This window comes from Jeotgalibacillus haloalkalitolerans, assembly GCF_034427455.1.
Taxonomy (GTDB): domain Bacteria; phylum Bacillota; class Bacilli; order Bacillales; family Jeotgalibacillaceae; genus Jeotgalibacillus; species Jeotgalibacillus haloalkalitolerans.
On sequence record NZ_JAXQNN010000001.1, the window covers coordinates 328080 to 350176 of the forward strand.

The window sequence follows — 22097 nt, forward strand, 5'->3', positions numbered from 1 at the left end:
CCCTTTCGAAATTACTTATCCACATGTGGAAAACGTTTAGCGATTTCAACAATCACCTGAGACGCTTTTTCCATGTTATCCACAGAGATATACTCAAATTTCCCGTGGAAGTTCTCTCCACCAGTGAAAACGTTTGGTGTCGGCAGTCCCATATAGGATAACTGAGACCCATCTGTACCACCGCGGATTGGCTCAATGATCGCATCAATGCCAAGTGAATTCATTGCTTCTTCAGCGATATCCACGATAAATCGAACGGGTTCGATCTTTTCACGCATGTTGTAATACTGGTCTTCAATCGTAATTTCCACTGTACCTTCACCGTGTTTAGCGTTTACTTCATCAGCTGTGCGCTGCAGCGTAGATTTACGTTTCTCAAACTTTTCCCGGTCGTGGTCACGGATAATGTATTGAAGCTCCGTTTTTTCCACATCTCCATTCATCTGCATCAGATGAAAGAAGCCTTCGTAGCCGGCTGTAAATTCAGGTGCTTCATTTAAAGGAAGTGATTGATTCAATTCCATTGCAATCTTTAATGAATTGACCATCTTATTTTTTGCCGTTCCCGGGTGGACGTTTGTACCGTGAATCGTTAATTTCGCGCCGGCTGCGTTGAAACTTTCATATTGAAGCTCTCCAAGCGGACCGCCATCGATTGTGTAAGCATAGTCAGCGTCAAAACGCTTTACATCAAACTTATGTGGGCCGCGGCCGATTTCTTCATCCGGTGTAAAAGCAACGCGGATTCTGCCGTGCTTAATGTCAGGGTTTTGCACCAGATGCTCCATCGCGGTCATAATTTCAGCAATACCCGCTTTATTGTCAGCACCTAACAGTGTTGTGCCGTCAGTTGTAATCAGCGTATGCCCTTTATATTTACTCAGTTCCGGAAATTCAGCGGGAGACATGGTTACTTTTTCATTCAATTGAATATCTCCACCACTATATTCAACAACCTGAGGATTTACGTTAGTGCCTGTAAAATCAGTTGCTGTATCTACGTGTGCTAGGAACCCGATTGTCGGGATATCTCCTTCTATGTTTGCAGGGAGTGTTGCCATCAGGTAGCCGTGATCATCCACTTCAACCTCTTCAAGTCCGATTTCTTTTAACTCTTTTTCTAAATGACGAATCAGATCCCATTGCTTCTCAGTGGAAGGTGTTGAAGGGGAGTCCGGATCTGATTGAGTATCAATTTTTGCATATGTAATCAAACGGTCCATTAGTTTCTTTTGCATGAGTAACCTCCAGCATTTTTCTTTATTATAGCATGTAAAAGCACCAGTCAGTAATAACGCCTGACTGGTGCCTGATTGATTAAACGGGGCCGGTCTGCATAGATTGCTGACGGATCCACGGCTTTAATTTTACGAATAACGGAATAAACAGTGCTGCAACACATGCTGATTTGATTAAGTTAAACGGAATAATTGCGCCGGTTGTCAGTCCTAACTTAACAGCAGGATCAAGCATGTAATCCATTCCAAAGAACCACGCGTATGCAGGCAGAATCAAAAAGTAATTCAATACTGCAAGCAGCAGAACCATTAGTACAGTTCCGGCAACAAGCCCTTTAGCCAATGCACCTTTTGTTTTGCGTTTGTGGTAGAAGAATGCGACCGGCAGGATAAATGCACACCCTGCAATAAAGTTCGACAGTTCGCCGATTGGTACGCCGCTTCCTTTGAAAAGGTAATACAGAATGTTTTTGAGTGCCTCCACAATCACACCAGCCATTGGTGAAAACATGATTGCTGCGAGTAAAGCCGGCACGTCACTGAAGTCAATTTTCAAAAAATCCGGTAAAAACGGAAGTGGAAAATTGAGCATCATCAGTAAAAATGCCACTGCGCTAAGCATGGATAGCTTAACTAAAAGTTGTGTGTTTTTTAACATGAGTAGCTCCTGTCCTCGTTCCACACAGAAGTTTCGGCATCGTACACAAATAAACCCTGCAGATTCGGCGCAATCAGCAGGGAGAATTCAGCACGAAATAAAGGGTCAGCTTTTCGCAAATCCCTTATTCTTGCCTCCATCTTCTCCCATCCAGACTATACTGTCGGCCTCCGGTTCTCACGGAGTCAGCAAATAGCTCCCTATTCGCTCGCGGGCTCATTCTTACATTTACCGCCGGTCGGGAATTTCACCCTGCCCTGAAGATGGAACGATATTTAGTTTAGGATTTTAGTATAGCGCAATGTGAATGGGTATTCAATTTAAAAGTTTCGGGCGGGTTAGGCGTTTATCATATTGCATCTCTCTAAGCATGAATGTCGTATGAATCCGTTTGAAGGCTGTATCCGGCAAGTTGAGGTAGCGATACACCCGGGTTGAGTGACGTATTCAGACGGTTGAAGTAGGTCTTCACTTTTTCGAATGCTCTATACTACAATTTGACTACAAAAGCAGGGGTCAGTATGAACTCATTTCTACTAATTTTATCTAAAAAAAGGAGTTTACTATAAAACAATCGAATATTACGTAGAACGAAACAAACAGGGAGGACTTTAATCGATGATCAATTTCAGACAGCCGGATGTTGAAAATTTTTTTCAGACGTTCGGCATTCAGACATTTACAGTGAATAAAGAGGAAACACAGCTCGTTTTCAGCACAAATTTAAATGGAAAATATAATCTTTGGGCAATGGACCTGCCAAATGCATTTCCATATCCGCTCAGCTTTCATAATCAGAGCTGTTCAGAACTTGCATACGACAAGCAGGGGCGCTACATTCTCGCAGTGATGGATCAGGATGGTGATGAAAACGGTCAGATCTATGCGGTGCCGCCAAAGGGTGGAAGTCTTGAACCGCTGCGCACACATGAAGGCGCGCGCCATATGGGACTGAACCTGAGTAAAGATGGTGAAAGGCTGTATTATACATCAACAAAGGAAGATCAGACTTATCTGAAATCCTATTGCTATGATTTAAAAGAGGATGCAGAAAAAGTCATTCATGAAGGAAAAGATGCCGCGACGTATCTTGCAGCAAAAAGTCCTGATGAACAGGCAATTGTCTATGTAAAGCATTATGCAAATACTTACGTGCTGGCTTTTGTGAAAAAGGATGGTCAGGAGGTTTATCTGACACCAGATCGAGAAGAACAGCATACGGTTTCAGGCGTGGAATTCGTTTCAGATCACCTGATTTATTTTACAACCAATTATGGAGAAGATTTCTCTTACCTTGCACGCTTTAACCTGGAAGATGAATCATTTGAAAAAGTTGCTGCGATTGAAAAAGAGGAGTTCGACGATGTCTACTATGATCAATCCTCAAACAGCCTTTATATCAGGGCTGAAAAAGGTGTGAAAGATAAGCTGTATCAGTTTGACCTGAAAGAAGAAAAGTTAAACGGAATTGATATCCCGACAACTGAAATCGCAGGACTGAAAGTAGCTGACTCAGGCAACCTTTATCTTGCAGGCCGAACCGCTGTCAGACCGGCTAACATTTATATGAGAAAAGACGGGCAGTGGAAGCAGCTGACAAAGTATAACGTGCCGGGGGTGAAGGAAGAAGAAATGGCAGAGCCTGAGCTTCATACTTACAAGTCATTCGATGGACTGGAAATTGAAGCGCAGTTCTTTAAAGCGAAACCTGAAAACAGTAATGGACACGTCATTCTATGGCCGCATGGAGGACCACAGGCGGCGGAGCGTGCGACTTTCCGTTCACTGTTTCAATTCCTTGTCTACCGAGGATACAGTATATTTACACCGAACTTTCGCGGCTCAACCGGATATGGTCTGAAGTTCTCCAAGATGGTAGAAGGGGATTGGGGACACGGACCGCGTCTTGATAATATAGAAGGACTTGAGTATCTATTTAAAAAAGGACTCGCAGACCGTGACAAAGTTCTGCTGATGGGCGGAAGCTACGGAGGCTACATGGCGCTGCTTCTCCACGGCCGTCACGCAGACTACTTCAAAGCAGTCGTGGATATTTTCGGACCATGTAACCTGTTCAGCTTTATTGAATCAGTTCCTGAACACTGGAAACCGGTCATGAAACAATGGGTAGGCGATCCGGTAGAAGACAAAGAAAAGCTGACAGAAGACTCACCGATCGAATATCTGGATTCCATGACAAAACCAATGTTCGTCATCCAGGGTGCGAAGGATCCACGCGTTGTCAAAGCCGAATCTGACCAGATTGTCGAAGCGTTGAAAGGAAAAGGCCGTGAAGTGAAATATCTTGTACTTGATGATGAAGGGCACGGGTTTTCCAAGAAGGCGAATGAGATGAGGGTGTATGAGGAAGTGCTGGCGTTTTTTGATGAGTATATAAAATAAGCCATTTCATTTCCGGCTGTTAGCCAGGTAACTGACAGCCGGAAAATGAATCTGAAGAATTATAAAGAATCCTGTTGACATGTTCTTTATAAAGAACTATCATAAGGACAAGTAACCAATTCTGACATATATTTTAGACAGTTATTAATTTTTTTAATCTTTCGTTCTTTATAAAGAATATTATGAAGAGCGAAATATTTTTATTGAAGTTGTTCTTTATTAAGAATTGAGGTGATGTCTCCTTACCTTTATCAAAGAAGGCACTCGTCCATGTTAAGGGTTGAAAGACACCTTAGACGCCAGTCGTCGTTGGCAGGGAGTGAGGTGGGGTTAGATGCCCTATTCTTATTAAAACAATGATGTGTCGGGTTTTGTCTAAGACCCTGCACATCATTGTTTTAATGAATTTGTGATTGTAGACGAAAGGAGGAGTTTGATGTCTTATAAAAAGCAGTTATCTATATTCATTGTATTGGATTTGTTTCTGGTTTTTTCAGCGTTTGTGCTCAGTCATCTGCTGGTAAATGGTTTGTTCGCTATCACTCATACATTTATGATCAGCTCGGCAGTATTGCTGGGGATGTATCTGGGTTTTTCAAGCTCATACAGACTTTATAAAAAGGCCTGGGAATATGCCAGTGTAATTGAACTGCTGATTATATTAAAAGCTACTGCCTTATCAGTCATGGCTGCTTTATTCGTTGAAACAATGATAACAGGTCAACTCATGCTGCGGGTCATGATCGTTACCTGGCTGCTTCAAGTTTTAATGGTTGGTGGTTCGAGATTTGTATGGCGGATATATCGCAATCAAAAACAGCAGTACCGGCCGGATTATAAGAGAACGTTAATTATCGGAGCCGGTGCAGCAGGAACAATGGTGGCAAGGCAATTGCTTCAGGGAAAGGATTGTGATCTTAAACCTGTTGCTTTTATTGATGATAATCCTCATAAGCATAATCTGGATGTTCTCGGGTTGCCGGTATATGGAGGAACCGGGAGGGTAGTGGAAGCGGTTGAAAAACTGAAGATACAAAAAATTATTATTGCCATCCCATCATTAAATAAAAAACAATTAAATAAAATCTATACAGAATGTGCGAAATCGAACACGGATACAAAAATTCTTCCAATGATAGAAGATCTGATTTCAGGGAAGGTATCGGTCAGTCAAATGCGGGAGGTTCAGGTTGAAGATTTACTTGGCCGGAAACCGGTTGAACTAGACTTAGAACTTTTATCAGGAACGTTAAAAAACAAAATCATACTTGTGACTGGCGCAGGTGGATCTATTGGATCTGAGATATGCAGGCAACTTATTAAGTTTCAACCTTCTAAAATGATTCTGCTCGGCCACGGAGAAAACAGTATTTACAATATTGAAATGGAATTAAGACTGGAGCATGACGTGGCACATACAGAATTTATTACAGAAATTGCTGATGTCCAGGATGCCCAGAAAATGATGGAAATTATGTATGAATATAAACCGGATATTGTCTATCATGCTGCAGCACACAAGCACGTTCCACTTATGGAAAGAAATCCTGAAGAAGCAGTTAAAAATAACATTATAGGAACAAGAAATGTTGCTCAGGCTTCCAGTTGGAACGGTGTAGACACTTTTGTCATGATCTCAACTGATAAAGCTGTTAATCCAACAAATGTGATGGGTGCATCTAAAAAACTGGCTGAAATGATAGTTCAGGGAATGGATCAAATAAGTAACACTAAGTTTGTAGCAGTACGTTTTGGAAATGTGCTCGGGAGCAGAGGGAGTGTGATTCCCCATTTTAAAAAACAGATTGAAAGAGGCGGACCTGTAACAGTGACACATCCCGAAATGATTCGCTATTTTATGACCATTCCGGAAGCTTCAAGGCTGGTTATTCAGGCTGGTGCCCTGGCTGAAGGCGGGGAGATCTTTGTGCTTGATATGGGTGAGCCGGTCCGGATTGTTGATTTGGCTAAAAATATGATTACTTTGTCGGGGAATTCACTGGAAGATATTGATATTGTTTTTACCGGGATCAGACCTGGTGAAAAGTTATATGAAGAGCTGTTGAACCAGGATGAGGTCAGGTCAGAACAAATTTATCCCAAGATATATATTGGGCAAAGGGCAGAACTTTATTTAGATGAGATAGAGTCAATCATTGATAATTTTTCTTTAATGGAAAAAGAGAATCTAAAACAAAAATTGCTTGAACTGGCGAATCGTAAACCTGCTCACTTAAAAAAATCGAACTGGCCTATTTCAAGCTGATTGTTCTTTATTAAGAATGGAGTGATCTGATGACAATCTTAGTTACTGGAGCAGCTGGATATATAGGTAGTCATACGTGCGTTGAGCTACTAGAAGCAGGATACAATATCGTAGCACTTGATAATTTCAGTAACAGCCATCCAGAGTCTTTAAAGCGGGTATCAGAGCTGACAGGTAAGATATTTCCTATAGTAAAAGCGGACTTAAAAGAAGAGACCTTAATTGCAGAGGTTTTTGATCAGTATCAAATTGAGGCTGTTATCCACTTTGCAGCTTACAAGGCTGTGGGTGAGTCAGTTCATCATCCGCTAACTTACTATGAAAATAATTTATCTGGCCTGATCAACCTTTTAAAAGTGATGGAGAGATATAAAGTAAAAAGAATTGTTTTTAGTTCTTCAGCAACTGTCTATGGCAGTGTTGCTCAAATGCCTATCAGAGAGAATGTGCCATTTGGAAAAACCAGCCCTTATGGAAAAACCAAGCAAATGGCAGAAGAGATTTTGAATGATTTATATACTTCAGACACTGCGTGGAATATTACAATTTTAAGATATTTCAACCCTATTGGCGCTCATTCAAGTGGTCGTATTGGTGAAGATCCAACTGGAACTCCAAATAATCTGGTGCCTTATATATCCCAGGTTGCGATAGGTCAAAGAGTCATGCTGAATATTTTCGGAAACGACTATGAAACAAAAGATGGTACAGGGGTTCGGGATTACATCCATATATCTGATTTGGCAAATGGTCACCTCAAAGCGATTGAGGCGCCAGAGGGCTTAAACGTTTACAACTTGGGGACCGGCTGTGGATATAGCGTATTAGAAGTGGTGGAAGCTTTTGAAGAAGCATCCGGAAAAGCAATACCATTAAAGTTTACAGCAAGAAGACCTGGGGATATAGCAGTCTGTTATGCAGATCCGGTTAAGGCCGAACTAGAGCTCAAATGGAAAGCAACAAGATCGCTTAAAGATATGTGTGAGGATACCTGGAGATGGCAAACTTTGAACCCTTCAGGCTATACAGACTTTAACCACCTGGTCCAGAAAGCGGAGGGTTAACGGAAAACACTCAATTACAATGTATTGCGGCAGAGGAGTGAAGATACTTTAAGGAAGAGGAGCAGAGTCATGATCGGTGAAAATATTAAAAAGCATCGCAAAGAAAAAGGACTGACTTTATCTGAACTTGCTGAGAAGGCCGGAGTTTCAAAATCTTACTTAAGTAATATTGAGCGAAACCTAAAACAAAATCCATCTATCCATGTGTTAGAGAAAATATCAAGAGTGCTGGAAGTTAATTTGCAGAGTCTGCTGAAGGCGAAGTCTGAAAACAATATGTTAATTAGTAAGGACAGGGATGACTTCATCAGGGAATTTCAAAAAAACATATCAAATTATCAGGAGTTGAAAGATTACAAAACAGTCCTTGAATTTATCAAATGGAAAAATAAGAATGTGAATTCCCATCATAAGTGATTTAAAGAATAAGTTTGGGAGGTACAGGCATGAGGAACCCTGTCAGTCTGAAAGAATTAGTGTTATTTATCAAAAAGAGGGCACTGTTATTAATCAGTTTAACTTTACTTTTTGGTGGTGCTGCTTACTTAATCACAACTTATTTTATGACACCTATGTATCAAACTTCTACACAGCTATTGATTAACGAAGAGAAAAGTGACCAGCCTTATGTAAATGTCTCAGAAATACAGGCAAACCTGCAGTTAATTAATACTTATAACGTCATTATTAAAAGTCCCGTTATTCTTGAACAGGTAGTTGAAGCGATGAACAGTGAAGTCACCGTAGCAGAGTTAAATGAAAAAATAACGGTGCAAAACGTTCAGGATTCCCAGGTAGTGAACTTGATTGTAACAGATGTAGATCCTGTAAGAGCTGCAAGGATCGCAAATCAAACAGCGCAAGTCTTTCAAAACGATATATCTGAATTAATGAACGTTGATAATGTAAACATACTCTCGCCAGCCATTGTTACCGGAAATGAAAAGCCGGTTTCACCTGACCTTTACTTAAACACAGCTGCAGGAAGCCTTACTGGTTTTGTCATTGGGTTCATTATTACGCTGTTACTGGAATATTTTAATAACACGGTGAAAGATGAGCAGCATCTCAGTGAAATATTGTCAATTCCAATCCTGGGAACCGTGGATACAATGAATAACAAAAAGTATCCCGATAAGATCATCAGTGGGAATGTCAGTAACATTGATACGAGGAGGAAAGGATATGGGAGTTAAAAAGCGAAAAAAAATGCATCAGAAAAGAATCCTCCTTACACTAAGTGACCCAAGAGCAGTGATTTCAGAACAGTTTCGTACAATTAGAACAAACATTAAATTTTCTGCTATAGATCAGACTATAAAAAGTATTGTCATTACATCCAGTGAAGCAGAAGAAGGGAAATCCACTGTGGCAGCTAACCTGGCAGTCGTGTTCGCACAGGAAGGGAAAAAGACACTATTAATTGACGCGGATCTTAGAAAGCCGACTGTTCAATACACATTCAATCTTATGAATACCACCGGTTTAACGAGTGTATTGAGTCATCAGGTATCATTCGGGCAGGCAGTTCACAAAACACATTTGAGCGAACTTGATGTGCTGACGTCCGGTCCTATTCCTCCAAACCCTTCAGAGCTCTTAAGCTCAAGAGCAATGGAGAATCTGATGAAGGAAGTAAAAGAAGAGTACGATATGGTTATTTTTGATTCTCCTCCAGTGATCATCGTAACTGATGCTCAGCTCTTAGCGAATCAATGTGATGGTTCTATTCTGGTTGTGAGGTCGAATCACACAGACAAAGAAAAGGTGATGAAAGCAAAAGAACTGTTAAATTCCGCCAATACAAGAATATTAGGAGCGGTTTTAAACGATAAAAAAGTCATAAACAACAATTACTATCAATACTATGGAGAAAAATGAAAGCAGATCAAGCTGATCCTGCTTTTATTTTTTTGGTCAGGAGGTAAAAAATGTATATCTTTATGAAGCGGACTATTGATATAGTGGCGTCATTTCTACTACTTTTTATGCTCTCTCCATTACTGCTGTTCATCATGTTATTGATTAAAGTAACTTCACCGGGCCCTGTAATTTTTAAGCAAAAGCGAATAGGACTGAACAAAAAAGAATTTATTATTTACAAATTCAGAACGATGAAAATTGATACGCCAAGTGATATGCCCACACATTTGTTAAAAGATGAAAATAAATGTGTGACGAGAATAGGAGCCTTTCTGAGAAAAACAAGTCTGGATGAACTGCCGCAGCTTATGAACATTTTTCTTGGACACATGAGCTTTGTTGGACCAAGACCTGCATTGTGGAACCAGGCTGACTTAATCCTTTTACGTGACCGGTATTCAGCTAATTCAGTCAGACCGGGGTTAACCGGATGGGCTCAGATCAATGGAAGAGATTATATTTCCATCGAAAGGAAGGCTTTTCTGGATGGTGAGTATATTAGAAGAATGAATTTGAAACTGGATTTTTATTGTCTGTATAAGACGGTTGCCAAAGTGTTGAAAGAAGAAAACGTAGGCTATCCACTTGAGGCAGCGTCTCTGGCCGGGAAGGATGAATCTCTATGAGAAAAGTTCTGATTGTAGGCAGCAGAAGCTATATTGGAACACATCTATCGCAGTGGTTGAAAAAGGATCAGAAACAATATCTGGTGGAGTCAATCTCAGTCCGTGATCATCATTGGAAGGAAAAAAACTTCGGTCTATACGACAGCATTGTCTATACAGTGGGATTGGCCCATCAAAAAGAAACGAAAGAAAATAAAGAGGACTATTACCGAGTGAACAGAGATCTTACTTACCAGGTGGCCAAAAAAGCGAAGGAGGATGGGGCACAACACTTTGTTTATCTTAGTTCTATGAGTGTATATGGCATTGTTTCCGGGACTATCAACGAACACACACAAATGAATCCAAGGACTTACTATGGAGATTCCAAGCTTCAGGCAGAAAAGCTGCTGGAAAGTCTGACTGATGAGCATTTTCAAGTAGGCATCGTACGTCCGCCAATGGTATATGGCGAAGGTTGTAAAGGAAATTACCGTAAGATTTCGGCCTTCAGCACCCGTATTCCCGGCTTCTTATGCTTTGAAAATCAAAGGAGCGGAATATATATACTTAACCTTTGTGAATTCCTGAAGTACATGATTGATGAAAAGAGAATAGGAACATTTCATCCTCAAAATGCAGAATATTACAGCACTTTTGATCTTGTGAGGCTGATCAGAAGTTCTCATGGGAAAGGAAGCAGATTAGTCAGAAAGCTGCCTGCCAAGTTTTATAAACTCCATGTGAACCTGCTGGATAAAGTGTTTGGCAGTCTCACTTATGATGAGAGTATGTCCTATGATACTTGTCATTACCGGTTATTTGACTTTGAGACTTCAATCCTGATGAGCGAAGGAGCAAAAGAGTATGAGTAAAAAAGTACTTTTCGTAGCTACGGTCGTTAAAGGTCACATCAATGCTTTTCACCTCCCTTACCTGAAGAAATTAAAAGAAGAAGGATGGGAAACCCATGTTTGTGCAAAAAATGATTTTGATATCGGGGAAGACTGCAGGATTCCTTATTGTGATCGGTATTTTGACATTCCATTTGAACGCTCTCCTTTTTCAAGTAATAACCTGAGTGCATATAGACAGCTAAAAGAGATAATTGATAAAAATAACTATCAATTGGTACATTGTCACACACCCGTGGGAGGTGCTTTAACAAGGCTTGCAGCCAGGGAAGCAAGAAACAGGGGCACAAAAATCATCTATACTGCTCACGGCTATCATTTTTATAAAGGTGCATCAGCAATGATGTGGACCGTCTATTACCCGGTTGAAAAATGGCTGGCCTCTTATACTGATTGTCAGATTTTAATTAATGAAGATGATTATCATATCTCTGTAAACCGTCATTTTAAAGCTGAGAGAATTGAATTGATCCCTGGTGTTGGTGTAGATCTGAAGAGATTTTCACGCCCTGATTTTATTTTAAAAGATCAATTAAGAACTAAGCATGGTTTTAATAAAGACGATTTCATCATGATTTGCGTTGGGGAGCTCAGTGAAAGTAAAAACCAATCTATGCTGATAGATGTAATGGGCCATCTGAAAGAAAGTATTCCGAATATAAAGCTTCTACTCGTCGGGAGAGGAAACAAGGCCCGTGAGTTTGAAGAAAAGGTTCAAAATATGAACCTGCAGGAGCAGGTCCAGTTTATGGGTTACAGAAATGATGTTCATGAACTGATGGCATTGTCAGACATTGCAGTTTCAACTTCAAGGCGGGAGGGTTTGCCGGTTAATGTTATGGAAGCGATGGCGGTGAATTTACCGGTTGTTGTAACAAATAGCAGAGGAAATAAAGATCTTGTTCAGCATATGAAGAATGGACTGGTCGTTGAATTGGATCATGATAAAGCTTTTAGTGAAGCGGTTTTGAAACTCTATCGTTCACCAGAAATGAGAGAGAGATTCAGCATAGAGAATGCAAAAATGATTAAAAATTACAGTGTTGAAGAGATGGTCAATAAAGTATGCAGCATCTATCATGATTACGCCGGAAGTGGCTGGATATCTGAGGAGGGGTTAGATGAAAGTACTGTTTATTAGGTCCAATCCAGTATCACCTGACCCAAGAGTCGAAAAAGAAGCAGATTCCTTAATGAAAAATGGGTATGAAGTTTCTATTGTCTCCTGGAATAGAGAAAAAAACGGTAAGAACAAAAAGGGTCAATTGAAATTAAAAAACGGGAAAGTTGATATTGAATGGATTCAAATCGAATCAGGTTATGGTAATGGTCTGAAAAATATATATCCTTTATTGAAGTTCCAGATAAAGCTATTCATTTATCTGGTCAGACATACAAAAGAGTTTGATTGTGTTCACGCCTGTGACTTTGATACCGTTCTTCCGGCGAATTTAATAGCTAAGCTGTTAAATAAAAAAATTGTTTATGATATTTTTGATTACTACGTGGATGCTTTTTCCGTTCCCAGGACATTAAAACCAGTCGTTGAGAAAATAGATATTCAGATGATGAACTCAGCTGATGCTGTCATCATAACAAATGAAAGCAGAAAAGAGCAGATAAAGAAAAGCAGTCCGAAAAACCTGTTAATCATTCACAATTCACCGGTTCATACTGCTAAAACACATGATAAGCATGCTGAAAAGACAGTATCCGGCAGGTTGTCATTTGCATACTTTGGCATTTTCAGCAATGGAAGACTGCTGGAAGAAATTCTTTCTGTTTTCGAAAATAGAAAGGATATTGAACTTCATATCGGGGGATTTGGTTTACTTGAGCCGGAGGTCATCAAAGCATCTGAGAATCATGAAAATATTATCTATTATGGAAAAGTACCTTATGATCGGGTGATTGAGGTTGAATCTTCATGTGATGTGCTGTTTGCAACCTATGACCCTGAAGTACCTAATCACCGTTTTTCTTCACCTAACAAGTTGTATGAAGCAATGATGCTTGGTAAGCCAATCATTGTTTCAAAAGGAACGGGATTAGATCACCTGATTGAAGAATATGAGCTGGGGCGATCGATTGATTATACAAGGGAAGGGTTCGAACAGGCGGTAAATGAATTTTCCGGAATGCTGCCGAATATCGAACAGATCTATCAGCATGTGACAAACGTTTATCAAGAAATGTTTTCGTGGGATATTATGGAGAACAGGTTGGTTGATATTTATCATCAATTAGAAAAGGGAAGATAAACAGATGAAAAAGAGGATATTATTTATCAGCAGGTCTCTAAGAATTGGTGGTATTGAACGTTCACTTGTGAATTTGCTTAAAAACATAGACTATACAGCGGTAGAGGTGGACTTGTTTCTCTATACAAATAAAGGAGAATATCTTGAAGAATTGCCTGAAAGCATTAATTTAGTTAATCATTCGAAGCTTTTAGAAATGCTTGGCATGACAGTGAATGAAGCTAAAGAATATAGAGGTTATCTTTTTGCTTTTACAAGACTGCTAATGGCTATTGTGTGTAAAATAATTGGCAGTCGTTTATTTTGGAAGCTTGCATTTGCAGGGAGAGCTTTGCCTGAGCACTATCATTCCGCCATTGCTTTTTCAAATAACATTGGTCACCGTCATTTGAATTCCGGATATTATCAATTCTTAATTGAAAAAGTGAATGCCGATCGTAAAATAGGCTGGGTTCATACGGATTATCAAAAAATGGGCTTAAACCCGCAGAAAGATCACAGATATTTTGCTCAACTGGATGCGATTGTAAATGTATCGAAAGCCAGTAAAAAAATCTTTGATGATGTTTTTCCTCAATGGACTTCAAAATCGCATGTCGTATACAATACAGTACCGGTGAATGAAATTGAATTATTAGGAAATAAAGAGCTGGAAAGATCTCATCCAAAAAAACCTCATGATTTGAAGGGTGTGACAGTTGCCAGGCTTGATCAGAATAAATCAGTAGAAAGAGTGATTTACGGTATACATGAGATGAAAAAAATTAACCCGAATGTATCCTGGACAATTGTGGGTGATGGACCTGAGAGACCCAGACTTGAAAAATTGACTGATGAATTGGAATTAAATCAAGTGATTAAATTTGAAGGGAATCAAAAAAATCCATATCCCTTTATAAAAAATGCAGACGTATTTGTCTTGAGCTCTAAATATGAAGGACTTCCGATGACTGTTTTAGAGTCTCTGGTTCTGAAAACACCCGTAATTGTCACCAATTATGCGGCAGCTCATGAGCAGGTGAAAAATGGATATAACGGAATTGTTGCAGAAAACTCAAATGAGGGTCTTACAAAAGAACTTGTTGAATTGGCAGCATTTCCAGGGATCATCAAACAGCTGAAAGAACGGATTGCGGCGGAGGAATTTTATTTCAATCGTCTCGCGGTGTCTCAGTTTGATCATTTAATCAATGAAGGTAAGCAGAGAGGAGGAATGTAATATGTCTGTACCAGTTGATACAGAAAGACGGTTATTTACACCAATTGCATTTACTTTCCCTTATATGATTATTCTATTACTGGGGTTAAAAATTGAGTCTGCAAGATATATTACATTCTTAACTGTACTTATCTTTATAAGTGCTTTTTTTTATTTCAGACAGGAAAAGCATTTCACTATACAACCAAAGTATTTCTTTCTTTTACTATTCTTTGCGGGTTATTTGTTATTAGGTCTGGCAAACGGAAGTATGCTGCAGATCATTAAAAACATCAGCATGGTGTTCGTTTTAATGGCTCCTTTTTTTCTTTTTGACTGGCTGTTTGCCGAGAAAAACAAAAAGCACTTATATAAGAATACGAAAGCTGTGCTTTGGGTGATCAGTCCTGTACTAGTGTATACAATCATCTCCACTTTTTACTATTTAAATAAAAATCCATATCTTGCAAGATATATGGCTACTTATGATTCAGATGCAGCTTCTGTAGTTGGCCTTCCGATTGCCATCGGAGGAGGATACGCGTTAATCTACGGAATTATCGTTCTAGTACCTTTATTTATTTACCTTGGAAAGATTTCGAAAGGGAGCTTCCGGACAGCGGTTTTGTTTTTTTCAGGCGCAGTCATTCTGTTGGCGTTTATTGTAAAAGCAGGATTTGCGACAGCATTTTTAGTGGCAGTAATTGCGGGAATTTCATCGCTGGTTATTTATGGGCAGCAAAGGGCTATTTTCTGGTTTTTTGCTGTTATTGGTATACTATATAGCTTTTTATTTATGAGTTCAGCTTTTATCATACAAGTTATTTATGGCCTGCGCAGTCTTCTTCCGGATCATTCGATTATAGGGACCAGGCTGGAAGAGATCATTCCGATTTTGAATGGAACTTCAGGGAACTCAAGTTTTTCTGTCAGAATTGATAAGCTGAATGAGAGTATTTCAGCATTTTTAGATCATCCTTTGATAGGTATCGGTCCTAAATATGGTTTTGATTATACTGCCGTAGCAGCTCACACAGGCTTCCATACAGAGTGGATTGATCTGCTATCACAATATGGTCTATTGTTGGGAATCCCGCTTATGATATTTATTTTTACTACATTTGTTCAATTGTTAAAGATTTTTCAAGATACGATGTATTCTCCGTTGATAAAGTTGAGTACACTCACGCTGTTGTGTATAGGATTTCTGAATCCAATTTTGAATACATCAGCTTTTTTAATCGCATTTGTTTTTATTCCAAGTCTTCTCGTTCAACATTCGCTCAGACAGGAATATAAAGAAAAGGTTTATTCAGATATTCTGCTAAATGAGAATAAAACGTCAGATAACCGTATGAATAAAGAACCAAAAGTATTTCTTTTAAGATAGCTTTGTTAAAAGTGGCTGTTGATTTCCGCTTCAGGGGGACGCTTTTCGCGGCCGGGGGGTGAACCCGCAGGCGCCATGCCAGGTCTCACACGAGCCGCCCCCTTACGCTCCAATCACCAGCTGTGAAGAAACAACAATATCATTTAATAAAGCGTTAAGATAAATAAATGACAAGAGGTGTTCGAATCATGAAATTCAGTGTGGTTATTCCTATGTATAATGTCGCAGCTTATCTGAAAACATGTATTGAGAGTGTGTTGGCACAGTCTTATACAGATATTGAAATGATTCTGGTGAATGACGGTTCAACAGATAACAGCTGTGAAATTGCAAAGAAATATGTGGATCAGTATCAGCATGTCGTTTTGATTAATCAGCAGAATCAGGGGCTTTCTCAGGCAAGGAATACAGGAATTAAAGCAGCCGTGGGAGATTATATCATTTTTCTTGATGCAGACGATTTCTGGTCAAAGGATTTTTTAGGCGACCTGGCAAAGAGAATCGAAGAAGCTGATTCTGATGCAGTATTATTCCGTTATCAATTTTATTACCAGGATCAGAACAAATATGAAGAGCAGCGATACAAATTTACCAGAGAGCAGATTAGAAACCTGGAGGGTAAAGCAGCCTTAGAATTAATACTAAACCATATGACTTATTTTGATTGGTATGCTTGTATGCTGGTAGTAAAAAGACAACTGATTTTAAGTAATCATTTATTTTTTATACCTGACAAAAAATATGAAGACGTTTTATGGACCCCAAATGTATTATTGCATGCTGAAAAAGTGGACTATTTCGATGAAGCGATTTATTCTTATCGATTAGAACGGGAGGGACAAATCACTAAAAATGTAACGAGAGCCACTTTAACTGATAGTATTTATGCTGTTACTTACTGGAGAAGAATGATAGATGATCAATTTGTGGGCACTGAGCTGGGAGAAAAATTAATGGTCAATGTATGTTACCGTTATTATTTTGCATTATATCTAACCGGGTTTTTAAAAAATGAAGATAAAAAACATGTAATCAATCTTTTAAAAGATAATAAAAATTATTTAATGTATTATACAAATGCAAAACAAAAATACTCTTATATTCTATGCAGGTTGTTAGGATTCAACTTAGCTACCTTTATTTTTAAATATTATATTAAGCATTTTACCAACAGTAAGTATGAAACATCTCAATAAAAGAAGAGGAAATATACTCCTCTTCTTTATTAGAATTGATGAACCAGCCGATTATGCCGCTTCCCCAAAACTCATCTGCGAGCTCTTCAACCGGTCCCTCACAGCAATCCCAATCCATGCTGCAAGTAAAGCTTTAATCACACCCACTGCTAAAAACGGCGTCACACCCGCTGCCAGTGCTGCCGGCCATGACAGATCAAGCAAAACCTTAAGCCAGATCGTACCGAACGTCAGAGTCACGATCATGCCGATCAGGTTTGCGATGATGGCCATTTTATATGTAAATGCTGTTTTCTCTAAAAAGAGCCCTGTAAAAAATGCTGCTGCAATGAATCCCACGATATAACCGCCTGTTGGACCTGCTACGACATGAGCGCCTCCTGCAAATCCTGCGAACACAGGCAGACCGATAACCCCTAGCATCATGTAGATCACCATTGAAAAGGCGCCGTATCTGCTTCCTAAAATGGTTGCCGCAATACCGACTGCAAGTGTCTGGCCACTGATTGGTACGAGCGGGAGCGGAATTTCAATCTGAGCAAAAATTGCTGTTACTGCTGCCAGCATGCTGCTGAATAAATACATTCTTAAACGACTGGATGACATCTGAACTCCTCCTAAATAAGTTAACTAATATCAAAATTAAGTTTACACAAATGAGATACAATAAGCTACTACTTTTAGAAATTTTAAAAAACAGTTGAAATTGAATTTATTTGTTATATAATAATCATTAATTAAATAAACTGTTATATAACAAAAGGAGGATTATTCTTATGAATAAGCATGGTTTGCAGGTAAATCCCTCTCTATATGAATTTATTGAAAAAGAAGCACTACCGGAAACAGGGATAAATAGTGAAGATTTTTGGAGCGGATTCAGTGAAATTGTCCATGGGTTTACACCGAAAAACCGCCAGCTGTTACATAAGCGGGAAGAGTTGCAGCAGAAAATTGATGAATGGCATCAGACTTATGGTTGGCAGGAGCAGCGCGAGGGATATGAAAAGTTTTTAAAAGAGATTGGATATCTTGAAGACGAAGTAAAGGATTTTCAGATTACGACTCAAAACGTTGACCGGGAAATCGCAAGCCAGGCGGGTCCTCAGCTGGTGGTGCCTGTGAATAATGCGCGTTATGCCATTAATGCTGCGAATGCAAGGTGGGGCAGTCTGTACGATGCGCTCTATGGAACAGATGTGATCAGTGAGGAAAACGGTGCTGAAAAAGGATCTTCCTATAATCCTAAGCGGGGAGAGCAGGTCATTACTTATGCAAAGAGATTCCTGGATCAATCTGTCCCTCTTCAACAAGGATCTCATGTAGATGTAACCCGTTATTTTATTGAAAATGGTCAGCTTTCGGCTGAGACAGGCGATGGAAAAACCGGCCTACAAGACCCTGATTCATTCAGAGGACACCAGGGCTCAGCAGACCATCCGACAGCTGTACTATTACAGCATCACGATCTGCATATCGACATCAGAATTAATCAATCCCATCCGATTGGCCAGACAGACAAGGCGGGTGTAAAAGATGTTTGTGTTGAAGCGGCACTGACCACGATCATGGACTGTGAAGATTCAGTTACAGCAGTTGATGCTGAAGACAAAGTGCTCGTCTACCGCAATTGGCTTGGACTGATGAAGGGTTCGCTGACAGAAAGGTTCGTTAAGGGCGGAGAAACGGTTCATCGTACGCTTGCGGATGACCGTTATTATACTGCGCGGGATGGCGGAGATCTGAAGCTGAGAGGACGGTCACTCCTTTTAATCAGAAATGTCGGTCACCTGATGACAAACGGCATGCTGCTTGATCGTGAAGGGAATGAAGTACCTGAAGGGATTGCAGATGCTGTCATTACGAGTCTGATTGCGATGCATGACATTAAAGGAAAGCATGCCAATTCCGAAAAAGGCTCGATCTATATCGTGAAGCCGAAAATGCACGGTTCTCAGGAAGTTGAATTTTCAAACCGTTTATTTAATGCGGTAGAAGACCTGCTTGGACTTGAGCGTCATACGGTTAAAATTGGTGTAATGGACGAAGAGCGAAGAACAACCCTCAATCTGAAAAACTGTATTCATGCAGTAAAGGACCGGATTGTTTTTATTAATACCGGCTTCCTGGATCGTACGGGAGATGAAATTCATACATCTATGCACGCAGGGGCTGTCATCCGAAAAGGTGAAATGAAACAGTCTGCCTGGCTGAACGCTTATGAGAAGTCGAATGTAGGTAATGGTTTATTATGCGGGCTGCCAGGCAAAGCGCAGATTGGAAAAGGAATGTGGGCAATGCCTGACAGAATGAAGGAAATGATGGAACAGAAAACAGGCCATCTGGAAGCCGGAGGTAATACAGCATGGGTTCCTTCACCGACTGCAGCAACCCTGCATGCGCTGCACTACCATCAATTGCAGGTGAAAAGCATCCAGGAGTCACTGCGCAATCAAATCACAAACCGCAGGCAGGCATTACTGACCATTCCTCTGGCAGATCAGCAGTGGAGCGCTGAAGAAATCGAACAGGAGCTTGAAAACAATGCACAGGGTCTACTGGGCTACGTTGTACGCTGGGTAGAACACGGCATAGGCTGCTCAAAAGTACCTGATATCCATAACGTCGGCCTGATGGAAGACCGTGCAACATTGCGGATCTCAAGCCAGCACATGTCCAATTGGCTTCAGCATGGCATTGTAACAGAACAGCAGATCCTGCAGGTATTAGAAAAAATGGCACAAGTCGTTGACCAGCAAAATGCCAATGACCCTGCCTACCAGCCAATGAGCGAAAACTTTGAAGACTCAATTGCATTCCAGGCCGCAAAAGAGCTGATCTTCGAAGGCACAAAACAACCAAGCGGCTACACAGAACCGATTCTTCATAAGAGACGGTTAGAGTATAAAGAAAAAATGATGGCTTTGAAAGAGTCTTAATGTGCCGATAGATTTAGTTTGCTGTAACAATTTATTGATTAAAACTTTGTATAAACTACAGCGCTGATCGTTGTGGAAGGCGGGGACTCCGGGACGATTAGTGGGAAGCTGAGACCCCGCAGCCGAAGGCGAGGAGGCTCAGCAAGCACCGTCCGGAAAGCCTCCGCCTGGAGCAACGGTCAGCGCCAAACTAATAAGAAACACCCATTTTCAAAAAAATTTAAGTTTTCTGTTATAAAACAGTTGCAAAATTAAATTCTCTGTTATATATTAATATCAATCAAAGGAAAACAAAACCATTTGGAGGGATGACAAATGCAAACACAAATGACAGGCACCACCAACCAGGAACTGATCGAAAAGTGGGTAACCCAGCAATTGATGAACGGCAAAACAAACCGTGAAATGGACGGCACGCTATTCGTATATGGAAATGAAGCACACCGCCTTCACCACCACCCGACAGGCGAAATTGAAATTGTACCTGAACAGATCTCAAACGTTGTTGTATTCAGAAAACGTGAAGAGCCGGTTGAACTGAATCACTGCAGAGCATGCGGAATGGAATATGACACTTTCAAAGATGCGATTGAATGCTGTTCTGATGTAGATTAATTTTTTTGGTCACTGTGTTATATAACAAATTTGAAATAAAAGAATTGTAATAATACAAAAGGGGATGGAAATCATGACAAACACAAACAATCAGCAGGTTGAGGAACTACAGCAAAACTGGCAGGGGGAGCGCTGGGAAGGGGTTCAGCGCCCTTACACGCCGGAAGATGTGATCAAACTGAGAGGATCAGTTGTCATAGAACAGACGCTTGCAAGAATGGGAGCTGATCGTCTTTGGAAACTGATGCACGAAGAGGATTACATTAACGCACTTGGTGCACTCACTGGAAACCAGGCAATGCAGCAGGTAAAAGCGGGACTGAAAGCTATTTACCTGAGCGGATGGCAGGTTGCAGCAGATGCCAACCTTTCAGGTCATATGTATCCGGACCAGAGTTTATATCCGGCAAACAGTGTCCCTCAGGTTGTAAAAAGAATTAACCAGACGCTTCAGCGTGCAGATCAGATCCAGCAGGCTGAAGGAAAGGGCGATACATACTGGTTCGCCCCAATCGTAGCAGATATGGAAGCTGGCTTTGGGGGTAACCTGAACGTATTTGAATTAACAAAAGCAATGATTGAAGCAGGAGCAGGCGGTGTTCACCTTGAGGATCAGCTGTCTTCAGAAAAGAAATGCGGTCACTTAGGCGGAAAAGTACTTCTTCCAACGCAGACAGCCGTTAAAAACCTGATCTCTGCAAGACTTGCAGCAGATGTGATGGGTGTTCCAACAGTCATTATTGCACGTACTGATGCAAACGCAGCGAACCTGATTACAAGCGATGTAGATCCATACGATCATCAGTTTATTACAGGCGAACGTACACCTGAAGGGTTCTATCGTACAAATGACGGTCTGGATCAGGCGATTGCGAGAGGGCTTGCATATGCACCATATGCTGACCTGATCTGGTGTGAGACATCTGAACCAAATCTTGATGAAGCGCGCAGATTTGCAGAAGCGATTCATGAGAAGTTCCCTGGCAAGCTGCTTGCGTATAACTGCTCACCTTCATTTAACTGGAAAAAGAAGCTGGATGATGAAACGATTGAAATCTTCCAGCAGGAGCTGGGTAAAATGGGCTATAAATTCCAGTTCGTGACACTTGCAGGCTTCCATTCATTGAATTATGGCATGTTTGAACTGGCGCGTGGTTACAAGGCGCGCGGCATGGGTGCATATTCAGAGCTGCAGCAGGCTGAATTTGATGCAGAAGAGAATGGTTATACAGCAACACGCCACCAGCGCGAAGTAGGTACAGGTTACTTTGATGAAGTGTCAATGGTGATCTCCGGCGGTACTTCGTCCACAACAGCACTATCAGGTTCAACTGAAGCAGAGCAATTTCAAAAAGCTTAATTGAATGCATTGTTTAAAGAAAGACGTCCTGAAATATAGGGCGTCTTTTTCAGTTATAATATGGAAA

The 22097-nt window shown here is 40.5% G+C and carries 19 protein-coding genes and 1 riboswitch; of the genes, 16 read left to right on the forward strand and 3 right to left on the reverse strand.

Features of this window, described 5'->3' with window-relative positions; translation table 11 throughout:
* Window positions 1-11 precede the first annotated feature (11 nt).
* Window positions 12-1238 carry a peptidase T gene (gene pepT, locus UFB30_RS01630; protein WP_322419926.1) on the reverse strand — a complete coding sequence of 409 codons (1227 nt, stop codon included), beginning with the start codon at window positions 1236-1238 and terminating at the stop codon, window positions 12-14.
* Between the two features lie 79 nt (window positions 1239-1317).
* Window positions 1318-1896 (reverse strand): ECF transporter S component, encoded by a 579-nt coding sequence (locus tag UFB30_RS01635; RefSeq protein ID WP_322419927.1) that lies wholly within the window; start codon window positions 1894-1896, stop codon window positions 1318-1320.
* Window positions 1897-2030: 134 nt separating this feature from the next.
* Window positions 2031-2165: riboswitch (FMN riboswitch) on the reverse strand.
* A 349-nt stretch (window positions 2166-2514) separates the two neighbouring features.
* Here UFB30_RS01635 and UFB30_RS01640 point away from each other — a divergent pair.
* The 13 genes from UFB30_RS01640 (at window position 2515) to UFB30_RS01700 (ending at window position 17116) form a co-directional block, all read left to right on the forward strand.
* The gene (locus tag UFB30_RS01640) at window positions 2515-4299 is read left to right on the forward strand and encodes a S9 family peptidase (protein ID WP_322419928.1); all 1785 of its coding nucleotides are present in this window, start codon (window positions 2515-2517) and stop codon (window positions 4297-4299) included.
* Window positions 4300-4735: 436 nt separating this feature from the next.
* The gene (locus UFB30_RS01645) at window positions 4736-6565 is read left to right on the forward strand and encodes a nucleoside-diphosphate sugar epimerase/dehydratase (RefSeq protein WP_322419929.1); all 1830 of its coding nucleotides are present in this window, start codon (window positions 4736-4738) and stop codon (window positions 6563-6565) included.
* A 29-nt stretch (window positions 6566-6594) separates the two neighbouring features.
* On the forward strand, window positions 6595-7629 hold the full coding sequence (galE, locus tag UFB30_RS01650) for a UDP-glucose 4-epimerase GalE (protein ID WP_322419930.1): 1035 nt from the start codon (window positions 6595-6597) through the stop codon (window positions 7627-7629).
* Between the two features lie 69 nt (window positions 7630-7698).
* Window positions 7699-8046 (forward strand): helix-turn-helix domain-containing protein, encoded by a 348-nt coding sequence (locus UFB30_RS01655; RefSeq protein ID WP_322419931.1) that lies wholly within the window; start codon window positions 7699-7701, stop codon window positions 8044-8046.
* 29 nt (window positions 8047-8075) lie between these two features.
* Entirely contained in the window at window positions 8076-8825 is a 750-nt protein-coding gene (locus tag UFB30_RS01660) for a YveK family protein (protein ID WP_322419932.1), read from the forward strand.
* On the forward strand, window positions 8815-9510 hold the full coding sequence (locus UFB30_RS01665; protein WP_322419933.1) for a CpsD/CapB family tyrosine-protein kinase: 696 nt from the start codon (window positions 8815-8817) through the stop codon (window positions 9508-9510). The genes UFB30_RS01660 and UFB30_RS01665 overlap by 11 nt, the downstream gene beginning before the upstream one ends.
* Before the next feature lie 50 nt (window positions 9511-9560).
* A complete protein-coding gene (locus tag UFB30_RS01670; protein ID WP_322419934.1) occupies window positions 9561-10178 on the forward strand; it encodes a sugar transferase in 618 nt (205 codons plus the stop codon).
* Window positions 10175-11032, forward strand: a complete 858-nt coding sequence (locus UFB30_RS01675) for an NAD-dependent epimerase/dehydratase family protein (protein WP_322419935.1) — start codon at window positions 10175-10177, stop codon at window positions 11030-11032. Before UFB30_RS01670 ends, UFB30_RS01675 begins: the two co-directional genes overlap by 4 nt.
* Window positions 11025-12212 (forward strand): glycosyltransferase family 4 protein, encoded by a 1188-nt coding sequence (locus UFB30_RS01680; RefSeq protein WP_322419936.1) that lies wholly within the window; start codon window positions 11025-11027, stop codon window positions 12210-12212. Before UFB30_RS01675 ends, UFB30_RS01680 begins: the two co-directional genes overlap by 8 nt.
* Entirely contained in the window at window positions 12193-13332 is a 1140-nt protein-coding gene (locus tag UFB30_RS01685) for a glycosyltransferase family 4 protein (RefSeq protein ID WP_322419937.1), read from the forward strand. Before UFB30_RS01680 ends, UFB30_RS01685 begins: the two co-directional genes overlap by 20 nt.
* Window positions 13333-13336: 4 nt before the next feature.
* A complete protein-coding gene (locus UFB30_RS01690; RefSeq protein ID WP_322419938.1) occupies window positions 13337-14551 on the forward strand; it encodes a glycosyltransferase in 1215 nt (404 codons plus the stop codon).
* A gap of 1 nt (window position 14552) precedes the next feature.
* Entirely contained in the window at window positions 14553-15920 is a 1368-nt protein-coding gene (locus tag UFB30_RS01695) for an O-antigen ligase family protein (RefSeq protein ID WP_322419939.1), read from the forward strand.
* A gap of 188 nt (window positions 15921-16108) precedes the next feature.
* Window positions 16109-17116, forward strand: a complete 1008-nt coding sequence (locus UFB30_RS01700; protein WP_322419940.1) for a glycosyltransferase — start codon at window positions 16109-16111, stop codon at window positions 17114-17116.
* Window positions 17117-17167: 51 nt separating this feature from the next.
* Here the strand turns inward: UFB30_RS01700 and UFB30_RS01705 are convergent, their stop codons facing one another.
* On the reverse strand, window positions 17168-17722 hold the full coding sequence (locus UFB30_RS01705; protein WP_322419941.1) for a biotin transporter BioY: 555 nt from the start codon (window positions 17720-17722) through the stop codon (window positions 17168-17170).
* Between the two features lie 170 nt (window positions 17723-17892).
* Here UFB30_RS01705 and UFB30_RS01710 point away from each other — a divergent pair, with 170 nt between their 5' ends.
* The 3 genes from UFB30_RS01710 to aceA all read left to right on the forward strand — a co-directional run bounded on the left by UFB30_RS01710 (window position 17893) and on the right by aceA (window position 22030).
* Entirely contained in the window at window positions 17893-20055 is a 2163-nt protein-coding gene (locus UFB30_RS01710; RefSeq protein WP_322419942.1) for a malate synthase G, read from the forward strand.
* A gap of 315 nt (window positions 20056-20370) precedes the next feature.
* Complete coding sequence (locus UFB30_RS01715) at window positions 20371-20670, forward strand: hypothetical protein (protein WP_322419943.1); 300 nt, start codon at window positions 20371-20373, stop codon at window positions 20668-20670.
* A gap of 64 nt (window positions 20671-20734) precedes the next feature.
* Window positions 20735-22030, forward strand: a complete 1296-nt coding sequence (gene aceA / locus UFB30_RS01720) for an isocitrate lyase (protein ID WP_435390782.1) — start codon at window positions 20735-20737, stop codon at window positions 22028-22030.
* Window positions 22031-22097: the final 67 nt, after the last annotated feature.